The organism is Variovorax glucosi, assembly GCF_051216695.1.
Lineage (GTDB): Bacteria > Pseudomonadota > Gammaproteobacteria > Burkholderiales > Burkholderiaceae_C > Variovorax.
This window is the reverse complement of sequence record NZ_JBPJZE010000002.1, coordinates 660,842-686,126: the sequence shown is the minus strand read 5'-3', so window position 1 is coordinate 686,126 and position 25,285 is coordinate 660,842. Positions and strand designations below refer to the sequence as shown.

At 63.2% G+C, this 25,285-nt stretch carries 23 protein-coding genes; 17 read left to right on the top strand and 6 right to left on the bottom strand.

The genetic code is table 11. The annotated features are described in order from the left end of the window. Both uraD and ACSFA3_RS11560 read left to right on the top strand, forming a co-directional pair. Positions 1-1,782 carry a 2-oxo-4-hydroxy-4-carboxy-5-ureidoimidazoline decarboxylase gene (uraD, locus tag ACSFA3_RS11565; RefSeq protein ID WP_435505582.1) on the top strand — a complete coding sequence of 594 codons (1,782 nt, stop codon included), beginning with the start codon at positions 1-3 and terminating at the stop codon, positions 1,780-1,782. A 10-nt stretch (positions 1,783-1,792) separates the two neighbouring features. After that, complete coding sequence (locus ACSFA3_RS11560; RefSeq protein ID WP_435505581.1) at positions 1,793-3,034, top strand: M20 family metallopeptidase; 1,242 nt, start codon at positions 1,793-1,795, stop codon at positions 3,032-3,034. On the opposite strand, the gene ACSFA3_RS11555 is transcribed toward ACSFA3_RS11560, so the two are convergent. Then, entirely contained in the window at positions 3,017-3,541 is a 525-nt protein-coding gene (locus ACSFA3_RS11555) for a hypothetical protein (protein ID WP_435505580.1), read from the bottom strand. The genes ACSFA3_RS11560 and ACSFA3_RS11555 overlap by 18 nt on opposite strands. Before the next feature lie 218 nt (positions 3,542-3,759). Between ACSFA3_RS11555 and ACSFA3_RS11550 the strand changes: the two genes are divergently transcribed. After that, complete coding sequence (locus tag ACSFA3_RS11550) at positions 3,760-5,253, top strand: nucleobase:cation symporter-2 family protein (protein ID WP_435505579.1); 1,494 nt, start codon at positions 3,760-3,762, stop codon at positions 5,251-5,253. 22 nt (positions 5,254-5,275) lie between these two features. Here ACSFA3_RS11550 and ACSFA3_RS11545 read toward each other — a convergent pair whose 3' ends face one another. Continuing rightward, complete coding sequence (locus ACSFA3_RS11545) at positions 5,276-5,770, bottom strand: GNAT family N-acetyltransferase (protein WP_435505578.1); 495 nt, start codon at positions 5,768-5,770, stop codon at positions 5,276-5,278. Further along, on the bottom strand, positions 5,767-6,039 hold the full coding sequence (locus ACSFA3_RS11540) for a type II toxin-antitoxin system TacA family antitoxin (RefSeq protein WP_435505577.1): 273 nt from the start codon (positions 6,037-6,039) through the stop codon (positions 5,767-5,769). Before ACSFA3_RS11540 ends, ACSFA3_RS11545 begins: the two co-directional genes overlap by 4 nt. Positions 6,040-6,211: 172 nt before the next feature. On the opposite strand from ACSFA3_RS11540, the gene ACSFA3_RS11535 reads away from it, so the two are divergent. The 8 genes from ACSFA3_RS11535 (at position 6,212) to ACSFA3_RS11500 (ending at position 16,204) form a co-directional block, all read left to right on the top strand. Then, complete coding sequence (locus ACSFA3_RS11535) at positions 6,212-7,288, top strand: AI-2E family transporter (RefSeq protein ID WP_435505576.1); 1,077 nt, start codon at positions 6,212-6,214, stop codon at positions 7,286-7,288. A 109-nt stretch (positions 7,289-7,397) separates the two neighbouring features. Next, positions 7,398-9,701 (top strand): NADP-dependent malic enzyme, encoded by a 2,304-nt coding sequence (locus ACSFA3_RS11530; protein ID WP_435505575.1) that lies wholly within the window; start codon positions 7,398-7,400, stop codon positions 9,699-9,701. A gap of 116 nt (positions 9,702-9,817) precedes the next feature. Next, the gene (locus ACSFA3_RS11525) at positions 9,818-12,190 is read left to right on the top strand and encodes a M23 family metallopeptidase (RefSeq protein ID WP_435505574.1); all 2,373 of its coding nucleotides are present in this window, start codon (positions 9,818-9,820) and stop codon (positions 12,188-12,190) included. A 10-nt stretch (positions 12,191-12,200) separates the two neighbouring features. Continuing rightward, positions 12,201-12,854, top strand: coding sequence for a hypothetical protein (locus ACSFA3_RS11520; RefSeq protein WP_435505573.1), 654 nt, complete (start codon positions 12,201-12,203; stop codon positions 12,852-12,854). Positions 12,855-12,922: 68 nt separating this feature from the next. Further along, complete coding sequence (locus ACSFA3_RS11515; RefSeq protein WP_435505572.1) at positions 12,923-13,951, top strand: ABC transporter substrate-binding protein; 1,029 nt, start codon at positions 12,923-12,925, stop codon at positions 13,949-13,951. Further along, positions 13,951-14,826 carry an ABC transporter ATP-binding protein gene (locus tag ACSFA3_RS11510; protein ID WP_435505571.1) on the top strand — a complete coding sequence of 292 codons (876 nt, stop codon included), beginning with the start codon at positions 13,951-13,953 and terminating at the stop codon, positions 14,824-14,826. Before ACSFA3_RS11515 ends, ACSFA3_RS11510 begins: the two co-directional genes overlap by 1 nt. Further along, the gene (locus ACSFA3_RS11505; RefSeq protein WP_435505570.1) at positions 14,823-15,593 is read left to right on the top strand and encodes an ABC transporter permease; all 771 of its coding nucleotides are present in this window, start codon (positions 14,823-14,825) and stop codon (positions 15,591-15,593) included. Before ACSFA3_RS11510 ends, ACSFA3_RS11505 begins: the two co-directional genes overlap by 4 nt. 41 nt (positions 15,594-15,634) lie before the next feature. Continuing rightward, entirely contained in the window at positions 15,635-16,204 is a 570-nt protein-coding gene (locus ACSFA3_RS11500; protein ID WP_435505569.1) for a hypothetical protein, read from the top strand. Here the strand turns inward: ACSFA3_RS11500 and ACSFA3_RS11495 are convergent. After that, the gene (locus tag ACSFA3_RS11495; protein ID WP_435505568.1) at positions 16,164-17,252 is read right to left on the bottom strand and encodes an aromatic ring-hydroxylating dioxygenase subunit alpha; all 1,089 of its coding nucleotides are present in this window, start codon (positions 17,250-17,252) and stop codon (positions 16,164-16,166) included. The genes ACSFA3_RS11500 and ACSFA3_RS11495 overlap by 41 nt on opposite strands. A 336-nt stretch (positions 17,253-17,588) precedes the next feature. On the opposite strand from ACSFA3_RS11495, the gene ACSFA3_RS11490 reads away from it, so the two are divergent. The 3 genes from ACSFA3_RS11490 to ACSFA3_RS11480 are packed head-to-tail and all read left to right on the top strand — an operon-like array spanning position 17,589 to position 19,965. Further along, positions 17,589-18,617: an ABC transporter substrate-binding protein gene (locus ACSFA3_RS11490; RefSeq protein WP_435505567.1), complete on the top strand. Its 1,029-nt coding sequence runs from the start codon at positions 17,589-17,591 to the stop codon at positions 18,615-18,617. Then, complete coding sequence (locus tag ACSFA3_RS11485; RefSeq protein WP_435505566.1) at positions 18,614-19,135, top strand: nucleoside deaminase; 522 nt, start codon at positions 18,614-18,616, stop codon at positions 19,133-19,135. The genes ACSFA3_RS11490 and ACSFA3_RS11485 overlap by 4 nt, the downstream gene beginning before the upstream one ends. Then, the gene (locus ACSFA3_RS11480; RefSeq protein WP_435505565.1) at positions 19,135-19,965 is read left to right on the top strand and encodes an urease accessory protein UreD; all 831 of its coding nucleotides are present in this window, start codon (positions 19,135-19,137) and stop codon (positions 19,963-19,965) included. The genes ACSFA3_RS11485 and ACSFA3_RS11480 overlap by 1 nt, the downstream gene beginning before the upstream one ends. A gap of 197 nt (positions 19,966-20,162) precedes the next feature. Here the strand turns inward: ACSFA3_RS11480 and ACSFA3_RS11475 are convergent, their stop codons facing one another. After that, complete coding sequence (locus ACSFA3_RS11475) at positions 20,163-21,308, bottom strand: MFS transporter (RefSeq protein ID WP_435505564.1); 1,146 nt, start codon at positions 21,306-21,308, stop codon at positions 20,163-20,165. Between the two features lie 206 nt (positions 21,309-21,514). Between ACSFA3_RS11475 and ACSFA3_RS11470 the strand changes: the two genes are divergently transcribed. Continuing rightward, entirely contained in the window at positions 21,515-22,582 is a 1,068-nt protein-coding gene (locus ACSFA3_RS11470) for an NAD(P)-dependent alcohol dehydrogenase (RefSeq protein WP_435505563.1), read from the top strand. A 12-nt stretch (positions 22,583-22,594) separates the two neighbouring features. Here the strand turns inward: ACSFA3_RS11470 and ACSFA3_RS11465 are convergent, their stop codons facing one another. Then, positions 22,595-23,335 carry a maleate cis-trans isomerase family protein gene (locus ACSFA3_RS11465; RefSeq protein WP_435505562.1) on the bottom strand — a complete coding sequence of 247 codons (741 nt, stop codon included), beginning with the start codon at positions 23,333-23,335 and terminating at the stop codon, positions 22,595-22,597. A gap of 97 nt (positions 23,336-23,432) precedes the next feature. Here ACSFA3_RS11465 and ACSFA3_RS11460 point away from each other — a divergent pair, with 97 nt between their 5' ends. Next, positions 23,433-24,137 (top strand): GntR family transcriptional regulator, encoded by a 705-nt coding sequence (locus ACSFA3_RS11460; RefSeq protein WP_435505561.1) that lies wholly within the window; start codon positions 23,433-23,435, stop codon positions 24,135-24,137. A gap of 145 nt (positions 24,138-24,282) precedes the next feature. After that, entirely contained in the window at positions 24,283-25,284 is a 1,002-nt protein-coding gene (locus tag ACSFA3_RS11455; RefSeq protein WP_435505560.1) for an ABC transporter substrate-binding protein, read from the top strand. Position 25,285: the final 1 nt, after the last annotated feature.

The window sequence follows — 25,285 nt, the reverse complement described above, 5'->3', positions numbered from 1 at the left end:
ATGACTCTTCTCACCATCGACCGACTCAACGCAGCCGCGCCGACCGAATTCGTCGCCCTGCTCGAAGGCGTCTACGAACACTCGCCGTGGGTGGCCGAGGCAGCATTGCCGTCGCGGCCGTTCCGCTCGCTGGCGCATCTCAAGCACGCGCTGGCAAGTGCCGTCTACAGCGCGCCCGACGACCGGCAGCTCTCGCTGATCCGCGCCCATCCTGAACTCGCCGGCAAGGCGATGGAAGCGCAATCGCTGACCGCCGAGTCGACGCACGAGCAGCGCAGCGCAGGCCTGACGAACTGCACGTCCGACGAACTCGCGCACATCCGCAAGCTCAACGCCGACTACGGTGCGAAGTTCGGCTTCCCGCCGATCCTCGCGGTACGCGGTCCGCGCGGCACCGGCCTGTCGAAGCAGGAAATCATCGCGACCTTCGAACGCCGGCTGAATCACCTGCCGGCCTTCGAACGCGGCGAAGCGCTGCGCAATATCCACCGCATCGCCGAGATCCGGCTGAACGACAAGTTTGGCGTCGTGCCCGCGCTCGGCAACGTCGTATGGGACTGGCAGGAATCGCTGGCGGCGCACACCGAACCCGGCTATGCCGAGTTGGGCCAGCTCACCGTCACCTACCTCACCGACGCGCACCGCGCCTGCGCCGCGCGGATCGTGCAGGACATGGCCGATTGCGGCTTCGACAGCGCGACCATCGACGCCGTCGGCAACGTCGTCGGTCGCTACGAAGCAGCGGCGCCCGATGCCAAGGCGCTGCTGACCGGCTCGCACTACGACACCGTGCGCAACGGCGGCAAGTACGACGGCCGGCTCGGCATCTTCGTGCCGATGGCCTGCGTGCGCGAGCTGTCCCGCCAGGGCCGTCGCCTGCCGTTCGCGATCGAAGTCGTCGGCTTCGCCGAAGAAGAAGGTCAGCGCTACAAGGCGACCTTCCTCGGCTCCGGTGCGCTCATCGGGCATTTCAATCCCGCATGGCTTGACCAGCTGGATGCCGACGGCATCTCGATGCGCCAGGCCATGCAGAACGCGGAGCTGCCCATCGACGAGATTCCCGCGATCCAGCGCGATCCGTCCCGCTATCTCGGCTTCGTCGAGGTGCACATCGAACAGGGCCCGGTGCTGAACGAACTCGATCTGCCGCTCGGCGTCGTGACGTCGATCAACGGCGGCGTGCGCTTCGTCGGCGAGATCATCGGCACCGCCTGCCATGCGGGCACGACGCCGATGGGACGCCGCCACGACGCCGCAGCGGCCGTGGCGGAGCTGATCCTGTTCGCCGAGCAGCGTGCATCGCAGGACGGCGATTCGGTCGCCACCGTCGGCATGCTCGAAGTGCCGAGCGGGTCCATCAACGTCGTGCCGGGTCGCTGCAAGTTCAGCCTCGACATCCGCGCCCCAAACAATGCGCAGCGCGACGCGGTCGTGGCCGACGTGCTGGTCGCCCTGCACGACATCTGTGCAAGACGCGGCGTGCAGCACACCATTGAAGAAGCGATGCGCGCGTCGGCAGCGCCGAGTGCGCCCGAATGGCAGCAGCGCTGGGAACGCGCGGTCGAGACGCTCGGCCTGCCGGTTTTCCGCATGCCCAGCGGCGCCGGACACGACGCGATGAAGCTGCATGAGGTGATGCCGCAGGCGATGCTTTTCGTGCGCGGCCTGAATTCCGGCATCAGCCACAACCCGCTCGAATCGAGCACCAGCGACGACATCCAGCTGGCCGTCGATGCCTTCGCGCTGCTGCTCGACGACCTGGCCGCCAACCCTACTTCCTGAACTGCTTCCAATGACCGACCACACCCAGCTCGACGCCTGGATCGACGCCCATTTCGACGAGGAAGTGCGCTTCCTGCAGGCACTCGTCCGCGTGCCGACCGACACGCCGCCGGGCAACAACGCGCCGCATGCCGAACGCACGGCCGAACTGCTGGCGGACTTCGGCTTCGACGCAGAGAAGCATGCCGTGCCCGCCGAAGATGTGAAGGACTACGGCCTCGAATCGCTGACCAACCTGATCGTTCGGCGCAAGTACGGGAACGATGGTTTGACCGTCGCCCTCAACGCCCACGGCGACGTGGTGCCGCCCGGCGACGGCTGGACGCACGACCCGTACGGCGGGGAAATCGTCGACGGCAGCCTGTTCGGACGCGCGACAGCCGTCAGCAAGAGCGATTTCGCCAGCTTCACCTTCGCGGTGCGCGCGCTCGAAGCGGTCGCGAAACCGTCCAAAGGCGCGGTCGAACTGCATTTCACCTACGACGAGGAATTCGGCGGACTGCTCGGCCCGGGCTGGCTGCTGAAGAACGGCCTGACAAAGCCCGACCTGATGATCGCCGCCGGCTTCAGCTACGAGGTGGTCACCGCCCACAACGGCTGCCTGCAGATGGAAGTGACCGTGCACGGCAAGATGGCGCACGCGGCTATTCCATCGACCGGCGTCGATGCGCTGCAGGGCGCGGTCGGCATCCTGAACGCGCTCTATGCGCAGAACGCGACCTACAAGACCGTGACTTCGCAGGTCGAGGGCATCACGCATCCATATTTGAACGTCGGGCGCATCGAGGGCGGCACCAACACCAACGTCGTGCCCGGCAAGGTCGTCTTCAAACTCGACCGCCGGATGATCCCGGAGGAGAACCCGGTAGAGGTCGAAGCGACGATCCGCAAGGTGATCGCAGACGCCGCCGCGCAGAGCCCCGGCATCACGGTCGACATCAGGCGGCTGCTGCTGGCCAACTCGATGCGCCCTCTGCCCGGCAACAAGGCGCTGGTCGATGCGATCCAGAAGCACGGCGCCGAACTCTTCGGCGAATCGATCCCGGCGATGGGCACGCCGCTCTACACCGATGTACGCCTGTACGCCGAAGCCGGCATTCCCGGCGTGATCTACGGCGCCGGCCCGCGCACGGTACTGGAGTCGCATGCCAAGCGCAGCGACGAGCGGGTGGTGCTGGAAGACCTGCGCCGCGCAACCAAGGTGATCGCGCGGACGCTGGCGGATCTGCTGGGCTCAGGAACCGAGGCCTGAAATGGCTCTGTGTGCATGGCCGACGAGCGCGTTTGCTTGAGCAAGGTACGCCGGAGGCAAATCCCGCCCCGCATACATCCGGTTCTGCGGACCCGCCATCATCACGTGCGTGGCGCCGGGATAGAAGTTGTCATTGAAGCATTTGAAAGCAGGCTTTCCATTGACGAGGATTTCCGCCATACCCTGACCGTCGTTACGGACGAGTGCCAACTCACCCTGGGGTGAATAGAAGGTTTGACCTCGTTGCGGATCGGGCATGTTGTTGATCAACCCCAGCAAACTCCGACTGTCCAGTCTGAGCGATACCAATGCTCTCGATTCGCGTGCGGTATTGACGGGGATCTGGTTGGGACCCGCCAGGACGGCCCCACGGGTGGATCCGGAACGTCTCTGGCCGTCTTTTACCGAATCGCCCACTCCGACATCGGCAGCATTTCTGACGAAATTTTGCGCGGCAGGTTTTGCAACCGGTGAAGTAATCGCTTGATTGCGTTGCCGAACTGCCATTGCTTGAGAAACTGGGTGAGTCATTTTTTTTAAAGACCAATGTCTTGACGTAGATGGTTGTGTATTGGGTGTCACCTGAATCAGTCGGCTCGGCTGCCTCGTTCATCCAGACAAATCGATGCTAGGGTCGGCGGCAAGGCGTCCCGTTCGGATAAATCCCAAAGAACCGGCTCTGGCCCCGGCATCGTTTTTGCATTGGTCATTAAAAGGAGCAAACGATGAGCCAGACAGGATCGCCTTCCCTCTCCGTCCACCCGGTGGACCAGAAACTTCCCGCCGTCAAGCTCGGCGCCCTCGGCCTGCAGCACGTACTGGTGATGTATGCAGGCGCCGTCGCGGTGCCTCTGATCGTCGGCCGCGCATTGAAGTTGAGTCCCGACGAAGTCGCGCTGCTGATTTCCGCCGACCTCTTCTGCTGCGGCATCGCGACGCTGATCCAGTCGCTCGGTGCGACGCAGTGGTTCGGCATCCGGCTGCCGGTGATGATGGGCGTGACCTTCGCCTCGGTTGCGCCCATGGTCGCCATCGCCAACGCGAATCCGGGCGCGGCAGGTGCGCAACTGCTGTTCGGCTCGATCATCGGCGCGGGCATCATTTCGATACTGATCGCGCCGGCCATCAGCCGGATGCTGCGGTTCTTTCCGCCGGTCGTCACCGGCACGATCATCGCGGTCATCGGCATCAGCCTGATGCGTGTGGGCATCAACTGGATCTTCGGCAATCCGTTCGGCCCGACCGCGCCCAACGTGGTCGATCCGGCCTACACCAAATGGCTGGCCGACGTCACATCACCGGGTTCTGCGATACCACCGGTGCCCAAGGGCTTCGCGATCGTGCCGACCGTGCCGAACCCCCGTTATGCCGAACTCACCGGCGTCGGCATCTCGGCCCTGGTGCTGGTCTCTATCCTGCTGATCGTTAAATTCGCCAGGGGTTTCATTGCCAACATCTCGGTACTGCTGGGCATCGTGATCGGCGGTGCGGTGGCTGCGGCGCTGGGCATCATGACGTTCGAGAAGGTCGGCAAGGCGGCGTGGTTCGACGTCGTGCTGCCTTTCCATTTCGGCATGCCGCAGTTCGATCCGTTCCTGATCCTGACAATGACGCTGGTGATGATCGTCGTGATGATCGAATCGACCGGCATGTTCCTGGCGCTCGGCGAGATGACCGACCGCAAGATCGGCCAGCAGGACCTGGCACGGGGCCTGCGCACGGACGGTCTGGGCACGCTGATCGGCGGCATCTTCAACACCTTTCCGTACACCAGCTTCTCGCAGAACGTCGGGCTGGTGGCCGTCACGGGCGTGCGCAGCCGCTTCGTCTGCGTGGCAGGCGGCGTGATCCTGGTGGTGCTGGGGCTGCTGCCGAAGATGGCTGCGCTGGTCGAATCGCTGCCGACGGTGGTTCTCGGCGGCGCCGGGCTCGTGATGTTCGGCATGGTCACGGCCACCGGCATCCGCATCCTGTCGGGCGTGGACTTCAAGGGCAATCGCCACAACGCCATGATCGTCGCCGTGTCGATCGGCTTCGGGATGATTCCGCTGATCGCGCCGAACTTCAAGCAGTGGATGCCGCACGGGCTGCATTCGCTGATCGAGTCCGGCATCCTGCTGACCTCGCTGGCTGCGGTCGGGTTGAACCTGTTCCTGAATGGTGCGAAGCACGACGAAGCGGCCGTGATCGCTGCGGCGAAGCAGGCCGAGGCGCACTGAAGGCGGTACGACCTCGAGTGCCTCAGGCGTTTTCGACGTTGAGACGGAGCATCAAGGTCATCGGATGCTGCGGCGACTCCTGGAAACCGTAGTGCTCGTAGAACTGTCTGGCGCGCTCATGCAGCGCATGGACGAGCAGCGCCCGCACCCCGGCATTCTTTGCAACGCTCATCGCACGACCTACGGCGTCCTTGAGCAAAGCGGAACCGAGCTTCATGCCCTGCGCCCGGTGATCGATCGCCAGCCGGGCCAGCACCAGAACCGGTATGGGATCAGGCATGTTGCGCCGCACGCTGCCTGTGGCCATCTGATGCGCAACGGCTCCGGCGGCCATGGCGTAGTAGCCATGAACACGTTCAGCCTCGTCGGCAACGACGAAAGTGCGACTGGCACCGCTAAGCTGGTTGGTCAGTGCCCGACGCTTGAGCCATTCATCAAGGCTGAGTTCTCCGCATGCGAATGTATCGACGAGATGGGATGCGGCAAGGGGTTGCGGAACACTCAACAGCAAATTCATGCCGCTCCGGCGCTCCAGGGCGCCTTGACGGCCATCAGACGTTCGAGCCCGAGGTTGGGGCCGAGAGGCGCATCGAGCATCGCGGTGAACTGCTCGAATTTCTCCGCATCCAGATTGAAGAAAACCTGATCCAGTACCACGGACCGGGCACGGTCGCAGGCCGCTTCAAGCATGAAATCGGAGCGGTTCTTGCCGAGCAGGGTCGCGGCATGGTCGATCAGGTCGCGTTGCTCGGGCAGGGCACGCAGGTTGATTGCAGCATCGCGCATCGGTCGCTCCTTCTTTTCAACGTCGTGGCAACAACTCATTTTCTGCAGTTGTGTATCTGTTGTCAACACAAACACAAGATGTGTACACGGTGCGACGGCTGACCAAACTCCGCGATTGCCAGCCTCTCAGCCGACACGCGAGCCGCAGCGGCTCGGCTACATTCCAGCGACCATGAATTCACCTCAACTCCAGCGCGGCGTGTTCCTCGCTCTTCTCGCGGTCGTCACGGCCGCCTTCATCTGGATCCTGCTGCCTTTCTTCGGTGCCGTGATGTGGGGCGTCGCGTTTGCCATCATCTTCACGCCGCTCTACAAATGGCTGCGGAAGAAGATGAACGGCAAATCGACCTGGGCCGCGATTGCGACGCTGGCGATCACGCTGTTCATCGTGATCCTGCCGCTGAGCGTGATCGCGGCTTCGCTGGTGCAGGAAATCATGCTGGTTTCGCAGAGCATCCGGTCCGGCGAGATCAACTTCGCCAGCTATTTCCAGCAGATCTACGACGCGCTTCCCCGGCCGGTGATCAACCTGATGGAGCGGTTCAACCTGGGCGACATGTCGGCCTGGCAGGAGCGCATCAGCGCCGGCGCTGCACAGGGCAGCCAGGTCGTCGCGGCACAGGCGCTGACGATCGGCCAGAACACGTTCGACTTCCTGGTCAGCTTCTTCGTGATGCTGTACCTGCTCTTCTTCCTGCTGCGCGACGGCGCGGGCCTGTCGGCCATGATCCGCAATGCGTTGCCGCTGGCCAGGCCGCACACGCACTTCCTGCTGAACAAGTTCACCACGGTGATACGCGCCACCATCAAGGGCAACGTCGCGGTTGCAGTGGCGCAGGGCACCATCGGCGGCCTCGCCTTCTGGTTCCTCGGCGTGCAGGGCGCATTGCTCTGGGCCGTTCTGATGGCTTTCCTGTCGTTGCTGCCGGCCGTGGGCGCGGCGTTGATCTGGGGTCCGGTGGCGCTCTACTTCCTGGCGACCGGCCACATCTGGCAAGGCGCGGTGCTGATCTTCGTCGGCGTGTTCGTGATCGGCCTGGTCGACAACATCCTGCGGCCGCTGCTTGTCGGCAAGGACACGCAGATGCCCGACTACATCGTGCTGATGTCGACCATCGGCGGGATGGCGCTGTTCGGCATCAACGGCTTCGTGATCGGCCCCGTGATCGCGGCGCTTTTCATGGCGGTTTGGAGCCTGTTCGTCGCGTCCGACGAGCCGGGCGATCCGAAATCGCCGACCGACGCCTGAACGTTGCCCTGCGCGCTGTCTGCATACTTCCTGCGTACTTCCACTCAGGCACACACGCTGCGCTTTGCGTTAGCCTCTGCGCCCCCGACGCCAAATATACGGAGACTCAATGGCTGACCCGACCCTTTCCCCCGCAGAAGAAGCCCTGCGCGATGCCGCACGCGACTACCACCGCAGCCCCGTGCGCGGCAAGATCTCGATCACGCCGACAAAGCCATTGCTCAACCAGCGCGATCTTTCGCTGGCCTACTCCCCCGGCGTCGCCTACCCGTGCCTCGACATCGAGCGCGATCCGTCACTGGCTGCCGAATACACCTCGCGCGGCAACCTCGTCGGCGTGATCACCAACGGCACGGCCGTGCTGGGCCTCGGCAACATCGGCCCGCTGGCCAGCAAGCCGGTGATGGAGGGCAAGGGCTGCCTGTTCAAGAAGTTCGCCGGCATCGATGTGTTCGACATCGAACTGGCCGAGAACGACCCCGACAAGCTGGTCGACATCATTGCGGCGCTGGAGCCGACGCTTGGCGGCATCAACCTCGAGGACATCAAGGCGCCCGAATGCTTCTACATCGAGAAGAAGCTGCGCGAGCGCATGAACATTCCGGTGTTCCATGACGACCAGCACGGCACGGCCATCATCTCGGCCGCCGCGCTGATCAACGGGCTGGAGCTGGTCGGCAAGAAGATCGAGGACGTGAAGATCGCGGTGTCGGGCGCGGGCGCTGCGGCGCTGGCCTGTCTCGACGTGATGGTCGGCCTGGGTGCCAAGCACGCGAACATCTTCGCTGTCGACTCGAAGGGCCTGATCTACGAAGGCCGTGCCGGCGGCTTCGACGAATCGAAGGCGCGCTTCGCGCAGCAAGACAGCGGTGCGCGGACTCTCGCCGACGTCGTGAACGGCGCAGACGTGTTCCTCGGCTGCTCGGCGCCCGGCGTGCTGACCGCCGACATGGTCAAGACCATGGGCACGCAGCCGATCATCCTGGCGCTGGCTAATCCGGAACCGGAAATCCGCCCGGAACTGGCCAAGGCCGTGCGGCCCGACTGCATCATCGCGACCGGCCGCTCGGACTATCCGAACCAGGTCAACAACGTGCTGTGTTTCCCGTACATCTTCCGCGGCGCGCTCGATTGCGGCGCCAGCAAGATCACCGAGGAAATGAAGCTTGCCTGCGTTCATGAGATCGCGGCGCTGACCAAGGCCGACATCAGCGAGGAAGTCGCGACCGCCTACGAGGGCGAAGAGCTGTCCTTCGGCCCCGATTACCTGATCCCGAAGCCGTTCGATTCGCGCCTCATCCTGCGCATTGCGCCGGCAGTGGCCAAGGCTGCGGCCGAATCGGGCGTTGCCGCCCGGCCGATCGAGGATCTCGAAGCCTATCGCCAGCAACTCACCCGCTTCGTCTACCAGACCGGCATGTTCATGCAGCCGGTGTTCACCGCGGCCAAGGTCGCGACCGCCAAGCGCGTCGCCTATGCCGAGGGCGAGGACGACCGCGTGCTGCGCGCCGCCCAGCTGGCCGTCGACGAAGGCCTGGCCCGCCCGATCCTGATCGGTCGTCCGGCCATCATCGAGATGCGCATCAAGAAAGCCGGTCTTCGCCTTCGCATCGGTGAAGACGTCGATGTGGTCGACCCCGAGAACGACGCCCGCTTCCGCCAGTACTGGGAGGCGTACCACCGCATCATGGGCCGGCGCGGCATCTCGCCCGAAGGTTCGAAGGCGATGGTGCGGCGCTCCAACACCAGCATCGCCGCGCTCATGGTGAGCCTTGGCGATGCCGACGCAATGCTGTGCGGCCTGGTCGGGCGCTTCGACAGTCATCTGAAGATCCTCGGCCAGCTGCTCGGCACTCAGCGCGGCACGCCGGGTTTCGCGACGCTGAATGCGCTCACGCTCGAAAAGCACACGCTCTTCATTGCCGACACCAACGTGCACGAAGACCCGAGCGCCGAGACGCTGGCCCACATCGCCGTGATGGCCGCCGAGGAAGTCCGTCGTTTCGGCCTGCCGCCCAAGGTGGCCTTCCTGTCGCACTCGAACTTCGGCTCGTCGGACCGTGCATCGGCCCGCAAGATGCGCCTCGCGCGCGACCTGTTCGCCAAGATGGCACCCGACATCGAATGCGATGGCGAAATGCACGGCGACGTGGCGCTGTCGGAAGATCTCAGGCACCAGGCATTGCCTGAAACCACGCTCACCGGCGCAGCCAACCTGCTGATCTGCCCGAACCTAGACGCGGCAAACATCCTGTTCAACGTGCTGAAGATGACTGGCGGCAACGGCGTGACGGTCGGGCCGATCCTGCTGGGCGCGGCCAAGGTCGCACACATCCTGACACCGTCGGCGACGGTGCGGCGCGTGCTGAACATGACGGCGATGGCTGTAGCGCAGGCGACTATCAAGAAGTAAACAGCGCCGAACTTGGCGTAGCGAAAAGCACTCATGGGTCGGTCAGCCTAGAAAACTGACCCTCCCATAATCGCGCCCCATCAGGCCTCGTCCGAAGGCTTTCAGGGAGTTGCGACATGCTTATCAGCCCGCCTTTTCTGCCCGCATTGCGCGCGGGCGAAAGCGACATCGACTGGGTCGCCCGAGCGATGCCCGTGCCCATCGACTGCGCCGCCGGCACCTACGCACCGGAAGGCTCGTTTCCGGTGAGTTCCTATATGCAGTGGCACAACGGCGTCCACTGCACGGCGCCGCATGAAGACGGCAAGCACCTGCTCGTTCGTGCGATCGCCGACGGCACCGTCGTGTTCGTCGCGTCGCCGGTGCCGGCCAACAAGGACCCTGCGCACCCTCAGAACTATCCGCCACAGGCACAGAACCGCGCCAGCTGGACTGACAACGGCTGCGTCGCCATCCGGCACACCACCGACATCGGCGCTGCCGGTGGCGTGCCGACGCGGATCACCTACTTCAGCCTGTCGATGCATCTCCGGACCATCGCCGACGGGCCGTCCGACGCAAAAGGCAAATCCGCGCCGTGGAAACCGGGTGATCGCATCTTCCGGAAAGACACCATCGGTGAGCCCGGCGAGATCATGGGCGTGGAGGGACAGCTGCATTTCGAGATCTGCTGCGACGAGGCGAACCTGGAGAAGATCATCGGACGCCCTGTGCGTTGGGAGGAGGACGAAAAGTTTGCCGCACTCAAAGCAGATGGCCGAACCGACGCAGTGTTCGGCAGTGTCTTCATCTATTTGCCCAAGTCGACGCCGACATCCGTAACCGAGCCCAGCGATCCGGTCCGACGGCCGACGGGAACGCAGCTGGGCGCCGAGCGTTGGGTCGAAATCCGATACGACAGCGGAAGCTCTTACATCGCCAGCCGCGACGCGCTCGGCAAAGTCGTTGGCACGGTGCCGTTCGCGCCAGTAAAAACAGTCGATTTCGAGTACGACATGTACAGGCAGGCGACCGATCGCCATGCCGCCTATGTCGCAAAAGGCGGCTCGCTTCCGAGCAGCCCCAGCGGCTGGTACGAACTCCTGCGCTTCGGTCGCAACCTGGGTCCGGATCCGCTGCCTGCGGACGCTGCCCACTGGCGCGAGATTCCGGCGTCGAACGGAAGCATCTGGGTCGATCTCAACGCGAAGGACACATTCAAGTTCAGCGAAGCCGACTTTCTACCGGTGATGGGCTGGAATTGTTTCGGCGACGACCCGACGCCGGAGGATCAGCGATGCGACTCGGTCGAATTGAAGCGGCTGATACGGGATCGAGATCCCGAGAACGAGACGCGAATGACGCGCGAGGCGCTATGCAAGCGGATTGCCAAGGATTTTGTGCGCGAGAAACTGCGCAGGGTTATCTGCAAAGTTCCGACGGAATGGGACCGATCGACGGTCGCGAAACGCTATGGCTGGATCAGGGATCCGAAAGAAGACCTGGGCATGGACGATCAGGGGCAATGGGATCGGTTCATGCGGCATTGCGATGCAATCACATTTTCCGACCTGCCAGATGAGCTGAGAAAGGCGAACTGGCGGTTTCACCCGGTGGAGTTCATTGGGGTGATGCGGAAGTGTGGGTGGTTGAGCATCGACGAACTATCTCAACTTGTTCCCACGGCGGCATTAAGATTCGGTAAAAGCAAAACGACTGGTGTCATTGGCCATCTATGGGAACCAATTTCCACAAGAAGTCTTTCCCCGCAGAACAGATTACTCATTAATCACCAAGTTTCGTTGAACAAAACCACAAGAAAATATGGAATCGTCTCTCGAATGAGACAAGCCAGTTTTTTCGGAAATTCGATACAGGAAACCTCATGGTTTGGTGCCCCGGTAGAAACGGGAGGTTCGACTTATTGGTACTCACCTTGGTATGGACGTGGTTTTCTGCAACTCACTCACCCGGGAAACTATTTCATGTATTGGCAATGGCGGGGCAGATTAGTGCCTGCCTCGCTGTCGACAGCACTTGCGAGTGCGTCGAAATTAGAAGCCGCAAAAAGACCGAGTAACCGAAGTAATGTAGCAATGAGCGACGTGAACTTTCCCGCACTGACTCAGGAAATTATCAATTGGAGGTCGCAAGTGGAGGGCCGCTCATCATCTGCAGGCGATACAGAAGCCTATCACGCCCCATCGGACAGTGCGGGATGCTACTGGATATCGCTCAAGACCAACGCATATGCGGATAAGCCTCACATTCTCGAACGCGTTCAAGTGGCAACAGTCAATGGAGCAGGCACAAAAACCTACTATCGAAGCCAATCCTTCTGGCAATCGTCAGCCGCAGTCAATTTGCCATCCGCCATAAGCCAGACCAATTTCGTTGGATTAAACGGATTTGAAGCTCGCTGCAGCGCGTACGGATGGGCTTTGAAAATCCTCACCGAATTCAGATTCCCCGATGCAAACGGAAATGCCAAATTTATAACTCCCGAATGAAATTCCGACCATGATCAAGATATGGTGCTTTTTTTCGGTGGTTCTACTGTCACTTCAGCCTGACGCACGTGCGGCCGATTTAAAGTCTATATATTTTTCCCCGACCTCTTCTCAAACTTTCAATCTCGGACCTGGCTGCAGATTTAGCGCAACGATTCCTCGCACCAGCAGTGTTAGTGCCCGCTATGACAGTGCGGAGCCATTTGGATCAGGCGGGCTTGGCATCGACAAACTGTCGCTGCCTCAAAACTACTGGGGAGTCGACTTTCACTGCTCAAGATCCGATCAAGATTTTGTCAATTCAGGCTGGGCCATTTCAGATGGAGGCCGCTGGAAACTCAATGACAACGCCACCAACAGACTGCTTCTTCGTTTAAAAGCGCTACGCTTCTTCAAAATTGAGGGCATACAATTCAATGGTTGGGTCGTCACATACGACGACACTTTTGGAGACGAGAAGTTTCGACAGAGGACGCTTTCCTACTGCGTTGTCCGTCTGGAAAAAGCAATCTGTGGAGAAAGTAAAGTCGGGTTTCTTGAATCCATTGAAAAAAGCCGTCGTTTGGACTTGACGCCGTATGTTCTCGAAATTCTGAAGAGCATCTATTTTCAAGAAGACGTTGTTCCGATAGGCAGTACTGGTTTGGAGATCAAAGAGCGTTGAAGATCTCCAATCGCGATCACGGGCACCAATATTGCTTCACAAAAGCATCCCTTCCCATTGAGCCCCCCATGAACAAGCGCCTTCTCCTCCAGTCCTTCCTCGCCGCTTCCGCCCTCAACTTCGGCCTCATCGCCGCAGCACAGGCCCAGACGCCGATCAAGTTCCAGCTGGACTGGCGTTTCGAAGGCCCAGCCGCGCTGTTCCTCCACCCTGCAGCCAAGGGCTACTTCAAGGCTGCAGGGCTCGACGTCACGATCGACGCGGGCAACGGCTCTGGCGGAACGGTCACCCGCGTGGCTTCAGGCGCCTACGACATGGGCTTCGCCGACCTGGCCGCGCTGATGGAATTCCATGCCAACAATCCCGACGCGCCCAACAAGCCGGTCGCGGTAATGGTGGTCTACAACAACACGCCCGCATCGGTCATGACGCTGAAGAAGAGCGGCATCGCAAAGCCGGCCGACCTGGCAGGCAAGAAGCTCGGCGCGCCGGTGTTCGACGCGGGTCGCCGTGCCTTCCCGATCTTCGCCAAGGCCAACAACATCGGCGCGGTGAACTGGACGGCAATGGACCCGGCGCTGCGCGAGACAATGCTGATCCGTGGCGACATCGACGCCATCACTGGCTTCACCTTCACCTCGCTGCTGAACCTCGAAGCGCGCGGCGTGAAGGCGGCCGACGTGGTGGTGCTCCCCTATCCCGACTACGGCGTGAAGCTCTACGGCAACGTGATCATCGCGTCGCCAAAGCTGATCAAGGAGAACCCGGCGGCAGTGAAGGCGTTCCTCTCGGCGTTCACCAAGGGCGCGAAGGAAGTGATCGCCAATCCGGCCGTCGCCATCGAGTCGGTCAAGGCGCGCGACGGCATCGTCGATTCGAAGCTGGAGACGCGCCGGCTGCAGCTGGCGATCGACACCGTCGTCAATAGTGCCGACGCGCGCGCCGAAGGTTTCGGCGCGGTCAATGCCGGCCGGCTGTCGCTGATGGCGTCGCAGGTGTCGGACGCATTCGCAACCAAGACGCGCGTGAGTCCGGATGCGATTTGGACCGGTGCCATGCTGCCGCCGGCCGCAGAACTCGCAATCCTGAGAAAGTGATGACCGGCATACCGAACACGGCGGCCGCCCCAAGCGACGCCGCGAATTTCGTCGACTTCCAGGACGTCTGGCTCGCCTACAACGAGCAGTTGCTGCGCGAGAACCACTTCGCCGTCGAGGCGATCGATCTGAAGGTCAAGCGCGGCGAATTCATCGCCATCGTCGGACCGTCGGGCTGCGGCAAGTCGACCTTCATGAAGCTCACGACCGGGCTGAAGATGCCGTCGATGGGGAAGATCCGTATCGACGGCCAGCCGGTGACCGGGCCGCTGAAAATCTCCGGGATGGCGTTTCAGGCGCCGTCGCTGCTGCCCTGGCGCACCACGGTCGACAACGTACTGCTGCCGCTGGAGATCGTCGAGCCCTACCGTACGAGTTTCAAGGCGAAGCGCAAGGAATATGTCGAGCGCGCGCGCAAGCTGCTGCAGAAGGTCGGCCTGGCAGGCTACGAAGACAAATTCCCGTGGCAGCTGTCGGGCGGCATGCAGCAGCGCGCAAGCATCTGCCGAGCACTCATTCACGAGCCAGAGATGCTGCTGCTCGACGAGCCCTTCGGCGCGCTCGACGCATTCACGCGCGAGGAGCTTTGGTGCATCCTGCGCGACCTCTGGACCGAGCAGCAGTTCAACGTGATCCTCGTCACGCACGACCTGCGCGAGTCGGTCTTCCTGGCCGACACGGTCTATGTGATGAGCAAATCGCCTGGCCGCTTCGTGGTCAAGCGCGAGATCGAGCTGCCGCGCCCGCGCGAGCTGGAACTGACCTATACCAAGGAATTCACCGACATCGTGCTGGAGCTTCGCGGCCACATCGGCGCCATCCGCAATACCGGCATCAGCGCGGCACAAACAGCTGCGGCAGGAGCGGCGGCATGAGAAACAACAAGCAGATCGAGCGCTGGTCGCCGTGGGTATTGCTGGTCGCGGTGCTGGTGCTCTGGCAGATCATCTGCGACGGCTTCGGCATTTCGGAGTTCATCTTCCCGAGCCCGATGCGCATCTGGACGCAGTTCTGGGAATTCAAGACCATCATCGCGGGCCATGCCTGGCGCACCTTCTGGGTGACGATGGCGGGCTTCGGCCTGGCGATCGTGGTGGGTGTGCTGCTGGGCTTCGTCGTCGGCAGTTCGCGACTGGCTTATGCGGCGATGTATCCGCTGATGACGGCCTTCAACGCGCTGCCCAAGGCGGCGTTCGTTCCGATCCTCGTGGTGTGGTTCGGCATCGGCGCGGGGCCGGCGATCCTCACGGCTTTCCTGATCAGCTTCTTTCCGATCATGGTGAACATCGCGACCGGCCTGGCCACGCTGGAGCCGGAGCTGGAAGACGTGCTGCGCGTGCTGGGCGCCAAGCGCTGGGACGTGCTGATGAAGATCGGCCTGCCGCGCTCGATGCCCTACTTCTTCGCGTCGCTCAAGGTCGCGATCACGCTGGCCTTCGTCGGCACGACGGTGTCGGAGATGACGGCCGCGAACGAAGGCATCGGCTACCTGCTGATCTCCGCCGGCTCGGCCATGCAGATGGGCCTGGCTTTCGCCGGACTGATGACCGTGGGCGCGATGGCGATGCTGATGTACGAACTCTTCAGCGTGGTCGAGAAGCACACGACCGGCTGGGCGCATCGCGGCTCGCAGGGCGAGTAAGGCAATCCCGGGGCAGACGAGTGGGTGGTTAAAGTGCCCCCATGACCACCCGCCAGTCCCGCCGCAAACTCATCGTCATCGTGCTGCTTTTCGTCGCGGTGGGTGGCGCGGTGATCCGGCACTTCGTGCCGCCGCCGTCGACGCTTCGCGACATCGGCACGCTGATGCTGCTGCTGTGGATTCCGGTGATCGGCAACGTGGTGGGCTGGCTTTTCGGCAAGGTTCGCGTTGCGCGGCAAGTCGCCAGAGCCGCGCGTTCCACGAAAACCGAGCTTCCGGCACCGCCGGTCGCGCCGACCGCCACCGGCGCTTTCGCAGCCGACCTGATCGTCGAATTCACCTTGCGCCCCGCGTCCATCCCCGCCGAAGACCTGCCGATCGGCGAAGGCGAACACCAGTGCGCATTCGTGGTCGGCAACGAAGGTTTTTCGGTGCGCTGGCGCGTGCCGAAAGGCAGATCCTTCTATCGCGGCACGGCGCAAACGCTGGAGGCGCAGTTCCTGTCGCCGACGCTCGCGCTGTCGAAATTCCCGCCGGGCACCGCGTTCCGCATGCTCGTAGGCGATGCGTTCATCGGAGACGGGCAGGTTCAGGAAGTGCTGGCTGCGTAGTCATGCCGCGATAGACCTCGCTCTCGCCATGCCGCGCGAGCAACTGCATCAGGTGCCTGCGGATCATGATGCCGGGCTTGTCCGATTCCATCGAATATTCGACGCCGCGCCGACGCGTGTCGACCAGCGCATCGGGGTCGGTGGATTCGAGGATGTCCTTGTCCTCGCGCGTCACCGCATCGTCGAAGTCGATCAGCATCTGCGCGGGGCAATCGGCTTCGGTATCGTTGCGGAACAGCCATTGGCACAGCTGCATTCGGCCGTCGTCGATGGGCGTGAAGCAGTTGATGATGATGTGCCGGATGCCCGACGGATATTCGATGTCGAGTCGGCGCGAGAACGGCAGGAAGTAGGCGTTGCGCATGTGCCGCGTCGTGATCGGGTCGGTCACGCCGCTGATCGCATGGAACTTGGCCGGATTCGCCGCTTCGATGACCGTCTCTGCATAGAAGCCGTTCTCGCGCTCGACGAACTCGTACTTGCTCGGCTTCGGCTTGTCGGCAACACCGAAAGTGGCACGGTGCACGAAGCTGAAATGCGAGTTGTCGAAGGAGTTTTCCAGCGCGCGCATCGGACTGGTCTGCCACTCTTCGTAGAACTGGAAGATCGTTCGGTACTCCGGGTTGTCGAATTCGGGCACTTCGGGGATGTCGGCGATCGGGTCTTCGAGCGCGACCCAGGCGTAGCCGTAGCGCGCGGTGCAGTGATAGGCGGTGGTCCTGTAGTCGGGCAGGATTGCGCGGTCGGGCTCGTACTGCGGGATGCGGATCACTTGGCCGCTGCGGTCGTAGGTCCAGCCGTGGTAGCCGCACTGGATCGCGCCCTGCCCGCAGGTCTTGCCTTCGGTGTCGACACACCAGCCTTTGGAGAGCTTGGCCGTGCGATGGCAGCAGCGGTCGCGCAGCGCGGCGGGCCGGCCTTCGGCGTCGAGGAAAACGACGATGTCTTCGCCCAGCAGCCGGAATGGCTTCGGACCATGGGCGAGGGACGATATTGGCATGACTGCATGCCAGAACTTGCGGAAAACGGGTTGTTGGGTGACGAGCATGCGTCGACTCCTTCGGTTGCGTGAACGGACACAAACATGAAAGAGCAATTTCCGACCTCGGCGCGTGGGTCGCCGGGCTGAACGCTTCTACTCTAGGACTGAACGCAAGCAATTTGCGGACCGGCGGATTGTGTCGAGACATCGGCCGCGCGTCGAGCCTGAATTGAAATCCCGACCGGCGCGCTTTGGCATGCCTCGTGCTTGACGAGGCCAAGAGTAGAAGCGTTCAGCTGCGCACGCACTTCACTGGTGCGCCGCCCGGAAATTGCTCTTGAAGCGCCTGCCGCACATGCGGCCGGTTTCGTTCAAGACCGCCCGATTTCCAAAGCCACCGCCATGCAACGCCGTTCATTCATCGCCGCCAGCGCCGGCCTCGCTGCCGCCATCGCCTCCCCTGCACTCTTCGCGCAGTCGGGCAAGCTCACGCCGCTCAAATTCACGCTCGACTTCCGGATCAACGGCCAGACCGCACCGTTCTTCCTGGCGCTCAACAAGGGCTACTACCGCGACGAAGGCCTCGACGTGAGCATCGACACCGGCGCCGGTTCGGTGGCGTCGATCACGCGCATCGCCAGCGGTGTCTATCAGCTGGGCTTGGGCGACATCAGCTCGCTGGTCGAGTTCAACGCGCAGAACCCGGGCACGCCGGTCGTCCAGGCCGTGTACCAGTACTACAACCGCGCGCCCTTCGTCATCATCGGCCGCAAGGACCGCGGCGTGACAAGCGATTTCGCGAGCCTGCAGGGCAAGAAAGTGGCTGCGGCGGCCGTCGAATCGACCCGCCGCGCCTGGCCGATGGTGGCGCGCAAGAAGGGCATGAAGCCCGACGCCTTTCAATGGCAGACCACCGATTTCAGCGCGCGCGACAACGTGATGGTGCGCGGCGACGTCGATGCGGCGACCTACTTCCACGACTCCGCCGTCTCGCTCTTCGCGCGCATGAAGATGGAGGAGCTGTCGATACTCAAGTATGCGGACGCCGGCGTCGACCTCTACGGCAACGCCATCCTGGCAAGCAGCAACCTGATCGCGCAGAACCCGAAAGCCGTCGCTGCGTTCTTGCGCGCGAGCAACCGTGCAATCGTCGAGACATTCGCAAATCCCGGCCCTTCGATCGCAGCCATGCGCGAGCGCGAACCGATCCTCGACGAGAAAATCGAGCTGACGCGTTGGGGCATCACCGCCCAATACGTCGCCGCGTCCGACACACGCACCCACGGCCTGGGGGATATTCACAAACTCACGCTGGAACGACAGGTCGACGAAGTGGTCGACGTGTTCGGACTCAAGATGAAGCCGTCGGCGGACGCGATCTTCAACACATCGATGCTGCCGCCGCGCAGCGAACGCATGATCAAGTTATGAGAACAACCACAACAACCCGACTCCCGACCGAGGAGGCGCTGGACGAAGTCGACGGACGCTATCTGCGCAAGGCGATCTACTGGTCGCATGCCGCCGCACGGCGCGGCAACCGGCCATTCGGCGCCGTCGTCGTGTCGGCACAGGGCGAAGTCCTGGCCGAGGCCTACAACAACACTTTCGAGACCGGCGACTGCACGGGTCATGCCGAGATGGGCGCGATCCGCGCGCTTGCTGCGCGCAAGCTCGGCCGGGACGCACTGGCTGGCGCGACGATGTATGCATCGGGCGAGCCCTGCGTGATGTGCGCGGGTGCGATCTTCTGGTCGAACATCGGCCGCGTGGTGTTCGGCATCGATGCCGAGCGCCTGCGCGTCTTCCGCGGCGAACGGCAGGACCAGCGCGATACAGAGCTCTCTTGCCGCGACGTGTTCCGCGCGTCTCCGCACCCGATCGACTGCATCGGCCCCGCGTTGATCGAGGAAGCATCCGCACCGCACGAAGGCGTCTGGAAAGACTGATGCCGTGGCACGCCAGACTCGCGCTCGACTACAGCGCTGAACGCGATCGGACCGTCGCCCGCTTCCGCCACGACGGCCCACTGCGCATCCTGCAGAGCCTGTACCCGGAAGGCGATACGGTGTGCCACAACGTGATGGTGCATCCGCCGGGAGGGCTCGTCGGCGGCGACACGCTCGACATCGACGTCACGGCCAAGGCCGGAAGCCACGGGCTGATCACGACGCCGGGCGCGACGCGCTTCTATCGCTCCGATGGCGAGCTTGCAGTGCAGCGCACGACGCTGAAGCTCGAAGCCGGCGCGCGTCTCGAATGGCTGCCTCTAGAAGCGCTTTGCTACAGCGGCTGTCACGCCGAAAACCGGCTTCGCATCGAAGCCGCGCCGGGCGCCGAACTCATCGGCTGGGACGTGACCGCGCTCGGCCTGCCGAATGCCGGCAAGCCCTTCGAACGCGGCAGTCTGCTGCAGCACATCGAGGTGCCGAATGTGTGGCTCGAACGCGGCCGTATCGATGCCGACGACAGGCGCCTGCTCGACAGCCCGATCGGTCTTGCGGGAATGCGCTGCATCGCGTCGCTGTTCTTCGTGTCGGGCCTGCCGATGACGCGAACGCGGCGCGAGGAATTGCTCGACATAGCGCGCGCGCTGGCCGATGCGCATCCGCTTGTCGCCACTGCGGGTGCGACGAGCCCGCATGCCGAGATCATCGTGCTGCGCGTGCTGGCGCCGGTGGTGGAGCCGGCGATGCATCTGGTGCGGCAGGTTTGGCAGGCGTGGCGGACGGCGCTATGGCAGCGGCCGGCGGGGGCACCGCGTATCTGGGCGATGTAGGTTTCATACCTTTCGCTTAACCCTGCGAGAGCGTTAAAAAAAGTCCTAGAACCTTCCTCTTCACCCCTTGTCAGGGTGCGATTTCAAAGGTTGTATCTTCCGCCCCAGCCGGAAAAAGTATCCGGCGTCAGGGGAGCGGAGAGCGGCCTGAACGCGGCGATTGCCGCCAACTGGCACTAAGCCGCCTCCTGCAGCGCTTATCGACCGACCGCCACGCGGTCGGTCGCCAAAAACACCGCAAACCCCAACGCCGCGAAAACGCCGCCCAACAGGCAGACACCCGTCCACCCGTGGAACGCATAAGCCGCCGCCGAGACCCCGGAGGCCACAGCCGCGCACAGGAAGATGAACGTCATGAACAGCCCGTTCAACCGACCGCGCAGCTCGGGCGCCAACATGTAAAGACTCCGCAAGCTCAGCACCTGACACATCTGCACCGCGCCATCCAGCAGCAGTGCCGAGATCACCAGTCCGGCCAGCGAATGAAAGTGAACCGACACAGCGCCGAGTGCGAAAGACCCGACGCCGATACCGAGCGCAATTCCCGTCGCCGGACGCGAAAGCCCGCGATCGGCCAGCCGTCCGGCCCACGGAGCCGTCAGCGCACCTGCCGCGCCGGCCAGCGCGAAGAGCGCGATACCGCCCTGCCCCATTCCGAATTCGTGCACCAGCAGCAGCGGCACGGCAGTCCAGAAAGCCTGGAAGGCAGCAAACATCATTCCTTGATACCACCCGCGTCGCTGCAACAGCGGCGTACGCATCACGATGCCGGGCAGCGACGCCATCGTGCGCGCATAGCCGAGCGATCCGTGCGGCCGGCGGTCCGGCAGCGCTCGCCAGAGCACGGCGATCAGCAACGTCATCAGCACGGCAGAGATCAGGAACACGGCGCGCCAGCCGAAAGCCGCCGCCACCAGGCTGGAAAACGGCCGCGCCAGCATGATCCCGGCGACGAGCCCCGCCATGATGTTGCCGACCACCTTGCCGCGCGTGGCTTCGGGCGCGAGGTGCGATGCGAAGGGCACCAGCACCTGCGCCGCGACCGCGCAGATGCCGACCACGAACGATGCGGCAAGGAATGTCGCGGCCGAATTCGAGATCGCAACGCCGATCAGGCCGATCACCAGTCCGGCCATTGCCGTGACGACGAGCCGGCGGTTCTCGACCACATCGGCAAGCGGCACCAGCAACAGCAATCCGGCGCCATAGCCGAGCTGGGTCAGCGTCATGATCAGGCCCGCGAGTCCGGCGTGCAGTTGCAGCGTTTCGGCGATGGGTCCGATCAGCGGCTGGGCGAAGTAGATGTTGGCCACGCACAGGCCGCAGGCGACGGCGAACAGCATCGTGAGTCCTGGCGACAGGCCTGCGGTATTTGCCGTGAACGACGTTTTCGAGGAACTGCGAGAGGGAGCGTCTGGCAAGGGCACGGGAACTTTCAGGAAGCGCAAGAGAGCGAACCACCCTAGCACCTCAGCCAAAAAACCGTCTCGCGCCAGCTTTCCCGAAAACGCGTAACGTGACCGTCGATCAAAAGCAACCGAGGAATTTCATGACCGTCACCCACGCCTACGCCGCGCAATCCGCGACCACGCCGCTCGCCCCCTTCACTTTCGAACGCCGCGCGCCGACTGCCCGCGACGTCGCCATCGACATCCTGCATTGCGGCGTCTGTCACTCCGACCTCCACACCGCGCGCAGCGAATGGGGCCCGGCGAACTATCCGTGCGTGCCCGGCCATGAGATCGTCGGCCGCGTGACCGCCGTCGGCGACGGCGTGTCGAAGTTCGGCATTGGCGACCTGGTCGGCGTCGGATGCATGGTCGACAGCTGCCAGCATTGCCAGCACTGTGCGGAAGGTCTCGAGCAGTATTGCGACAACGGCTTCACCGGAACCTACGACAGCCCGGAGCAAGAGTCCCGTGCCAACACGCTCGGCGGCTATTCGGACCACATCGTGGTGCATGAAAAGTTCGTGCTGAAGGTGACTCACGAAGAGAAAGACCTGGCCGCCGTCGCGCCGCTGCTGTGCGCCGGCATCACCACCTATTCGCCGCTGCGCCAGTGGAAGGTCGGCCCGGGCATGAAGGTCGGCATCGTCGGCCTGGGCGGCCTCGGACATATGGGCGTGAAGATCGCCGCGGCGATGGGCGCGCACGTCGTGCTCTTCACCACCTCGCCCGGCAAGACGCAGGACGCGTTGCGCCTCGGCGCGAAAGAAGTCGTGGTCTCAAAGGACGAGGAACAGATGAAGGCGCACGGCAACAGTTTCGACTTCATCCTGAACACCGTCGCAGCGCCGCACAGCCTCGACCCGTTCCTGGCACTTCTCAAGCTCGACGGCACGATGACGCTGGTGGGCGCGCCCGGCACGCCGCATCCGTCGCCCAACGTGTTCGGCCTGATCTTCAAGCGCCGCCGCCTGGCCGGCTCGCTCATCGGCGGCATCGCCGAGACGCAGGAAATGCTCGACTTCTGCGCCGAGCACAACATCGTCTCGGACATCGAGGCGATTCCGATGTCGGCCATCAACGACGCCTACGAGCGCATGCTCAAGAGCGACGTGAAGTACCGCTTCGTGGTTGACATGGCGACCGTGCAGGACGCGGTCGCCGCCTGATCAGCCGTTGTTTCAGGGCTGGAGCGCGAACACGCTGCCCCAGCCCGTGACGCGGCGCGTGTCGACACCGGCCAGCCGCAACGCCTTCCACAGCACCGTGGCGATCGTGTCGTAGACCGGCACGCCGAACTCGGACTCCAGGTCGGCCGCCAGCGGCGCACCGCGCAGGTTGGTGCAGAAGATCGCCACCGCCTGCGGCCGCTGGGCCTCCGGGCCGGCCATGACGTCGCGCACCATCTCGCGGATCGTGTCGGCATCCACGTCCGAAAACGAAAAGTTGTCGCGCAGCCCCAGATGACGCTCTGCGACGCAGTCGATGCCTTCCTTCCCGTAATTGAGGACGATGGCCGACTGCACGTCTTCCGTGTACGGCGACACCAGCCCCAGCCGCTTCACGCCGGTCAGCTGCAGGATTTCGTTCAGTGCCAGAACCGACGTGCAGGCCCTGGCGCCGGTGGTGCGCTCGATGGCCTCGCACAGACCGCGGTCCGAATCGAAACCCAGCCAGCCCGACGAGGTCCCGTTCCAGCCAATCACGCTGCAGCGCGCATGCGAGAGAAGTTCGGCTGCGGCAAGGATCTCGCGGTTGTCGAACTGCGCCAGCGCGCCGGCCGACAGCGCTATCTCGGTCACCTTGAAGCGTCCGAAATGCGCGCTCGCCTCCGGCAGGCCGGAAAGCATGGCCGATGTGACGGGCTCAAGCGTGGTGTTGGACGAGGGTGTGAGCATGCCGAGCAGCGTGCGTTCTGTCATTTGGGAGTCTCTTTCGGATGATGGACCAGCGCTACGGTGGGACGCCAGAACCGTGCCAGCCGAATCGGCGGGAATTGGATACGATGCTTTTCGAACCATGACAACAAAAACAACCGTCGCCAAGAAGGCCAGCCAGGCCGACATTCATCAGAGCATCTACGACGCGATCGTCGAGCACCGCATGCTGCCCGGCACCAAGCTTTCCGAGGAGCGTGTGGCCGAGCTTTTCGAGGTCAGCCGCACACAGGTGCGGGGCGCGCTGCAGCGGCTCGCAGTCGAGCAGCTGGTGACGCTGATCCCGAACCGCGGCGCTTTCGTGACCACGCCCAGCGCCGAAGAAGCGCACGACGTGCTCGACGTGCGCCGCACGCTCGAACCTGCCACGGTGGCTCGCCTGATCGCACGCATCCAGGAGGGCAAGGCGCCGGGTGCCGTCAAGCAACTGCGCGCGCTGGTCAAGCGCGAGCAGCAGGCGCATGCGCGCGGCGAGCGGCGACAGGCGGTGCGACTCTCGGGCGATTTCCATGTGCTGCTGGCCGAACTGACGGGCAGCAGCATCCTCACTCGACTGATTCGCGAGCTGACGCCGCTGACCTGCCTGGCCATCCTCACGTTCGACACGCCGACGGCTGCCGCCTGCCCCAACGACGATCACGCGCTGCTCATCGACGCCATCGAGGCCGGCAACACCGCCCTCGCCGCGACGCTCATGACGGAGCACCTGAACCATATCGAACATGCGCTCAGGCTCGATGTGCCACCCGAGCGCGAGGTCGACCTGGCTGACGTCCTGTTCGGCTGACTCTGCCGCGGCCCGGTGCATGGCGCATCGCCGCTGTGCATTGCGCACCATCAAAGCGCTATTTGTATCCAACAGAATTTTGGATTGGATACAAAACACTGGCATGCAGCTTGCTCGACATGGTTCCAACTATCCGGAGGAAACCATGTTCAAGACCCTTGCCAGACTGATGCTGGTGTTGGCGGCCGTCGTGCCGCTGGCGAGCCAGGCCCAGGACGCGTCGTCGATCAAGCTCGGTTATGCGAAGTGCGCGCACTGCACGCCACTTTCGCTCACGCCGGAAAACGCCGTCAACGTCAAGCTCGAGGCCATCGCCTTCAATACCGGCAACGACGTATTGACGGCGTTGCTGTCGAAGAGCATCGATGTCGCCCAGGTCACCTACCTGCACTATGCGACGGCGCTGGACAAGGGTTTCGACGTGGTCGCGATCTCGGGCCAGGTCAACGGCGGCTCGCAGATCCTGGTCGGCAACGATCTGGCCGTCAAGGAGAACGACTGGGCCAGCCTGAAGAAGGTGATCGCCGACTACAAGGCCGCCGGCAAGCCCTTCCGCGTCGCGGCATCGCGCGGCAACGCGCAGGACATCCACATGCGTGGTGCCTTCGCAAAGCAGGGCATCGACGTCAACAAGGACGTGCAGTTCATCAACATACCCAACCCGTCGGACCACGTGCAGGCGCTGCGCCGCGGCGAGATCGAGCTGATCTGTTCGGTCGACCCGTTCGCGACGCAGATCCGCCAGCTGAATGCGGCCAGGTTCTTTGCCTATCCGTACGACCAGGCCGCGGGCAAACTCACCAACCTGATCGTCACGCGCTCCGACGTGATCGCCTCCAAGCCGAAGGCCGTCGAGGAAACGGTGCGCTCGATCGTCAAGGTCAACGACATGATGGCCGCGAATAAGCAGCTCTTCGTCGACACCATCCAGAAGGTCACCGGCCTCGACAAGGCCATCGCCGCCGGCGCGGTCGAGAATCTGTATCCCGACTACCGCATGTACCGCGCACCGGCCGTCGCCATCGGCGCGATGATGCGCGACCTGAAGTACATCTCCACCGATGTCTCAGGCCCGATCGAGAAAAACATGGACTACCGTTTCCTCGAAGCGGTCACCGGCAAGCCGAAGTCCGCACTGGGCTATTGAA

What these genes read in the sequence shown, in the direction of transcription:
- ACSFA3_RS11525 (WP_435505574.1), top strand. Translation starts at nt 9,818, where the DNA reads ATGCTTATCAGCCCGCCTTTTCTGCCCGCATTGCGCGCGGGCGAAAGC.
- ACSFA3_RS11470 (WP_435505563.1), top strand. Translation starts at nt 21,515, where the DNA reads ATGACCGTCACCCACGCCTACGCCGCGCAATCCGCGACCACGCCGCTC.
- ACSFA3_RS11510 (WP_435505571.1), top strand. Translation starts at nt 13,951, where the DNA reads ATGACCGGCATACCGAACACGGCGGCCGCCCCAAGCGACGCCGCGAAT.
- ACSFA3_RS11550 (WP_435505579.1), top strand. Translation starts at nt 3,760, where the DNA reads ATGAGCCAGACAGGATCGCCTTCCCTCTCCGTCCACCCGGTGGACCAG.
- ACSFA3_RS11515 (WP_435505572.1), top strand. Translation starts at nt 12,923, where the DNA reads ATGAACAAGCGCCTTCTCCTCCAGTCCTTCCTCGCCGCTTCCGCCCTC.
- ACSFA3_RS11505 (WP_435505570.1), top strand. Translation starts at nt 14,823, where the DNA reads ATGAGAAACAACAAGCAGATCGAGCGCTGGTCGCCGTGGGTATTGCTG.
- ACSFA3_RS11495 (WP_435505568.1), bottom strand. Translation starts at nt 17,252, where the DNA reads ATGCTCGTCACCCAACAACCCGTTTTCCGCAAGTTCTGGCATGCAGTC.
- ACSFA3_RS11480 (WP_435505565.1), top strand. Translation starts at nt 19,135, where the DNA reads ATGCCGTGGCACGCCAGACTCGCGCTCGACTACAGCGCTGAACGCGAT.
- ACSFA3_RS11475 (WP_435505564.1), bottom strand. Translation starts at nt 21,308, where the DNA reads ATGCTGTTCGCCGTCGCCTGCGGCCTGTGCGTGGCCAACATCTACTTC.
- ACSFA3_RS11555 (WP_435505580.1), bottom strand. Translation starts at nt 3,541, where the DNA reads ATGGCAGTTCGGCAACGCAATCAAGCGATTACTTCACCGGTTGCAAAA.
- ACSFA3_RS11545 (WP_435505578.1), bottom strand. Translation starts at nt 5,770, where the DNA reads ATGAATTTGCTGTTGAGTGTTCCGCAACCCCTTGCCGCATCCCATCTC.
- ACSFA3_RS11540 (WP_435505577.1), bottom strand. Translation starts at nt 6,039, where the DNA reads ATGCGCGATGCTGCAATCAACCTGCGTGCCCTGCCCGAGCAACGCGAC.
- ACSFA3_RS11465 (WP_435505562.1), bottom strand. Translation starts at nt 23,335, where the DNA reads ATGACAGAACGCACGCTGCTCGGCATGCTCACACCCTCGTCCAACACC.
- ACSFA3_RS11460 (WP_435505561.1), top strand. Translation starts at nt 23,433, where the DNA reads ATGACAACAAAAACAACCGTCGCCAAGAAGGCCAGCCAGGCCGACATT.
- ACSFA3_RS11520 (WP_435505573.1), top strand. Translation starts at nt 12,201, where the DNA reads ATGATCAAGATATGGTGCTTTTTTTCGGTGGTTCTACTGTCACTTCAG.
- ACSFA3_RS11535 (WP_435505576.1), top strand. Translation starts at nt 6,212, where the DNA reads ATGAATTCACCTCAACTCCAGCGCGGCGTGTTCCTCGCTCTTCTCGCG.
- ACSFA3_RS11530 (WP_435505575.1), top strand. Translation starts at nt 7,398, where the DNA reads ATGGCTGACCCGACCCTTTCCCCCGCAGAAGAAGCCCTGCGCGATGCC.
- ACSFA3_RS11500 (WP_435505569.1), top strand. Translation starts at nt 15,635, where the DNA reads ATGACCACCCGCCAGTCCCGCCGCAAACTCATCGTCATCGTGCTGCTT.
- ACSFA3_RS11490 (WP_435505567.1), top strand. Translation starts at nt 17,589, where the DNA reads ATGCAACGCCGTTCATTCATCGCCGCCAGCGCCGGCCTCGCTGCCGCC.
- ACSFA3_RS11485 (WP_435505566.1), top strand. Translation starts at nt 18,614, where the DNA reads ATGAGAACAACCACAACAACCCGACTCCCGACCGAGGAGGCGCTGGAC.
- uraD (WP_435505582.1), top strand. Translation starts at nt 1, where the DNA reads ATGACTCTTCTCACCATCGACCGACTCAACGCAGCCGCGCCGACCGAA.
- ACSFA3_RS11455 (WP_435505560.1), top strand. Translation starts at nt 24,283, where the DNA reads ATGTTCAAGACCCTTGCCAGACTGATGCTGGTGTTGGCGGCCGTCGTG.
- ACSFA3_RS11560 (WP_435505581.1), top strand. Translation starts at nt 1,793, where the DNA reads ATGACCGACCACACCCAGCTCGACGCCTGGATCGACGCCCATTTCGAC.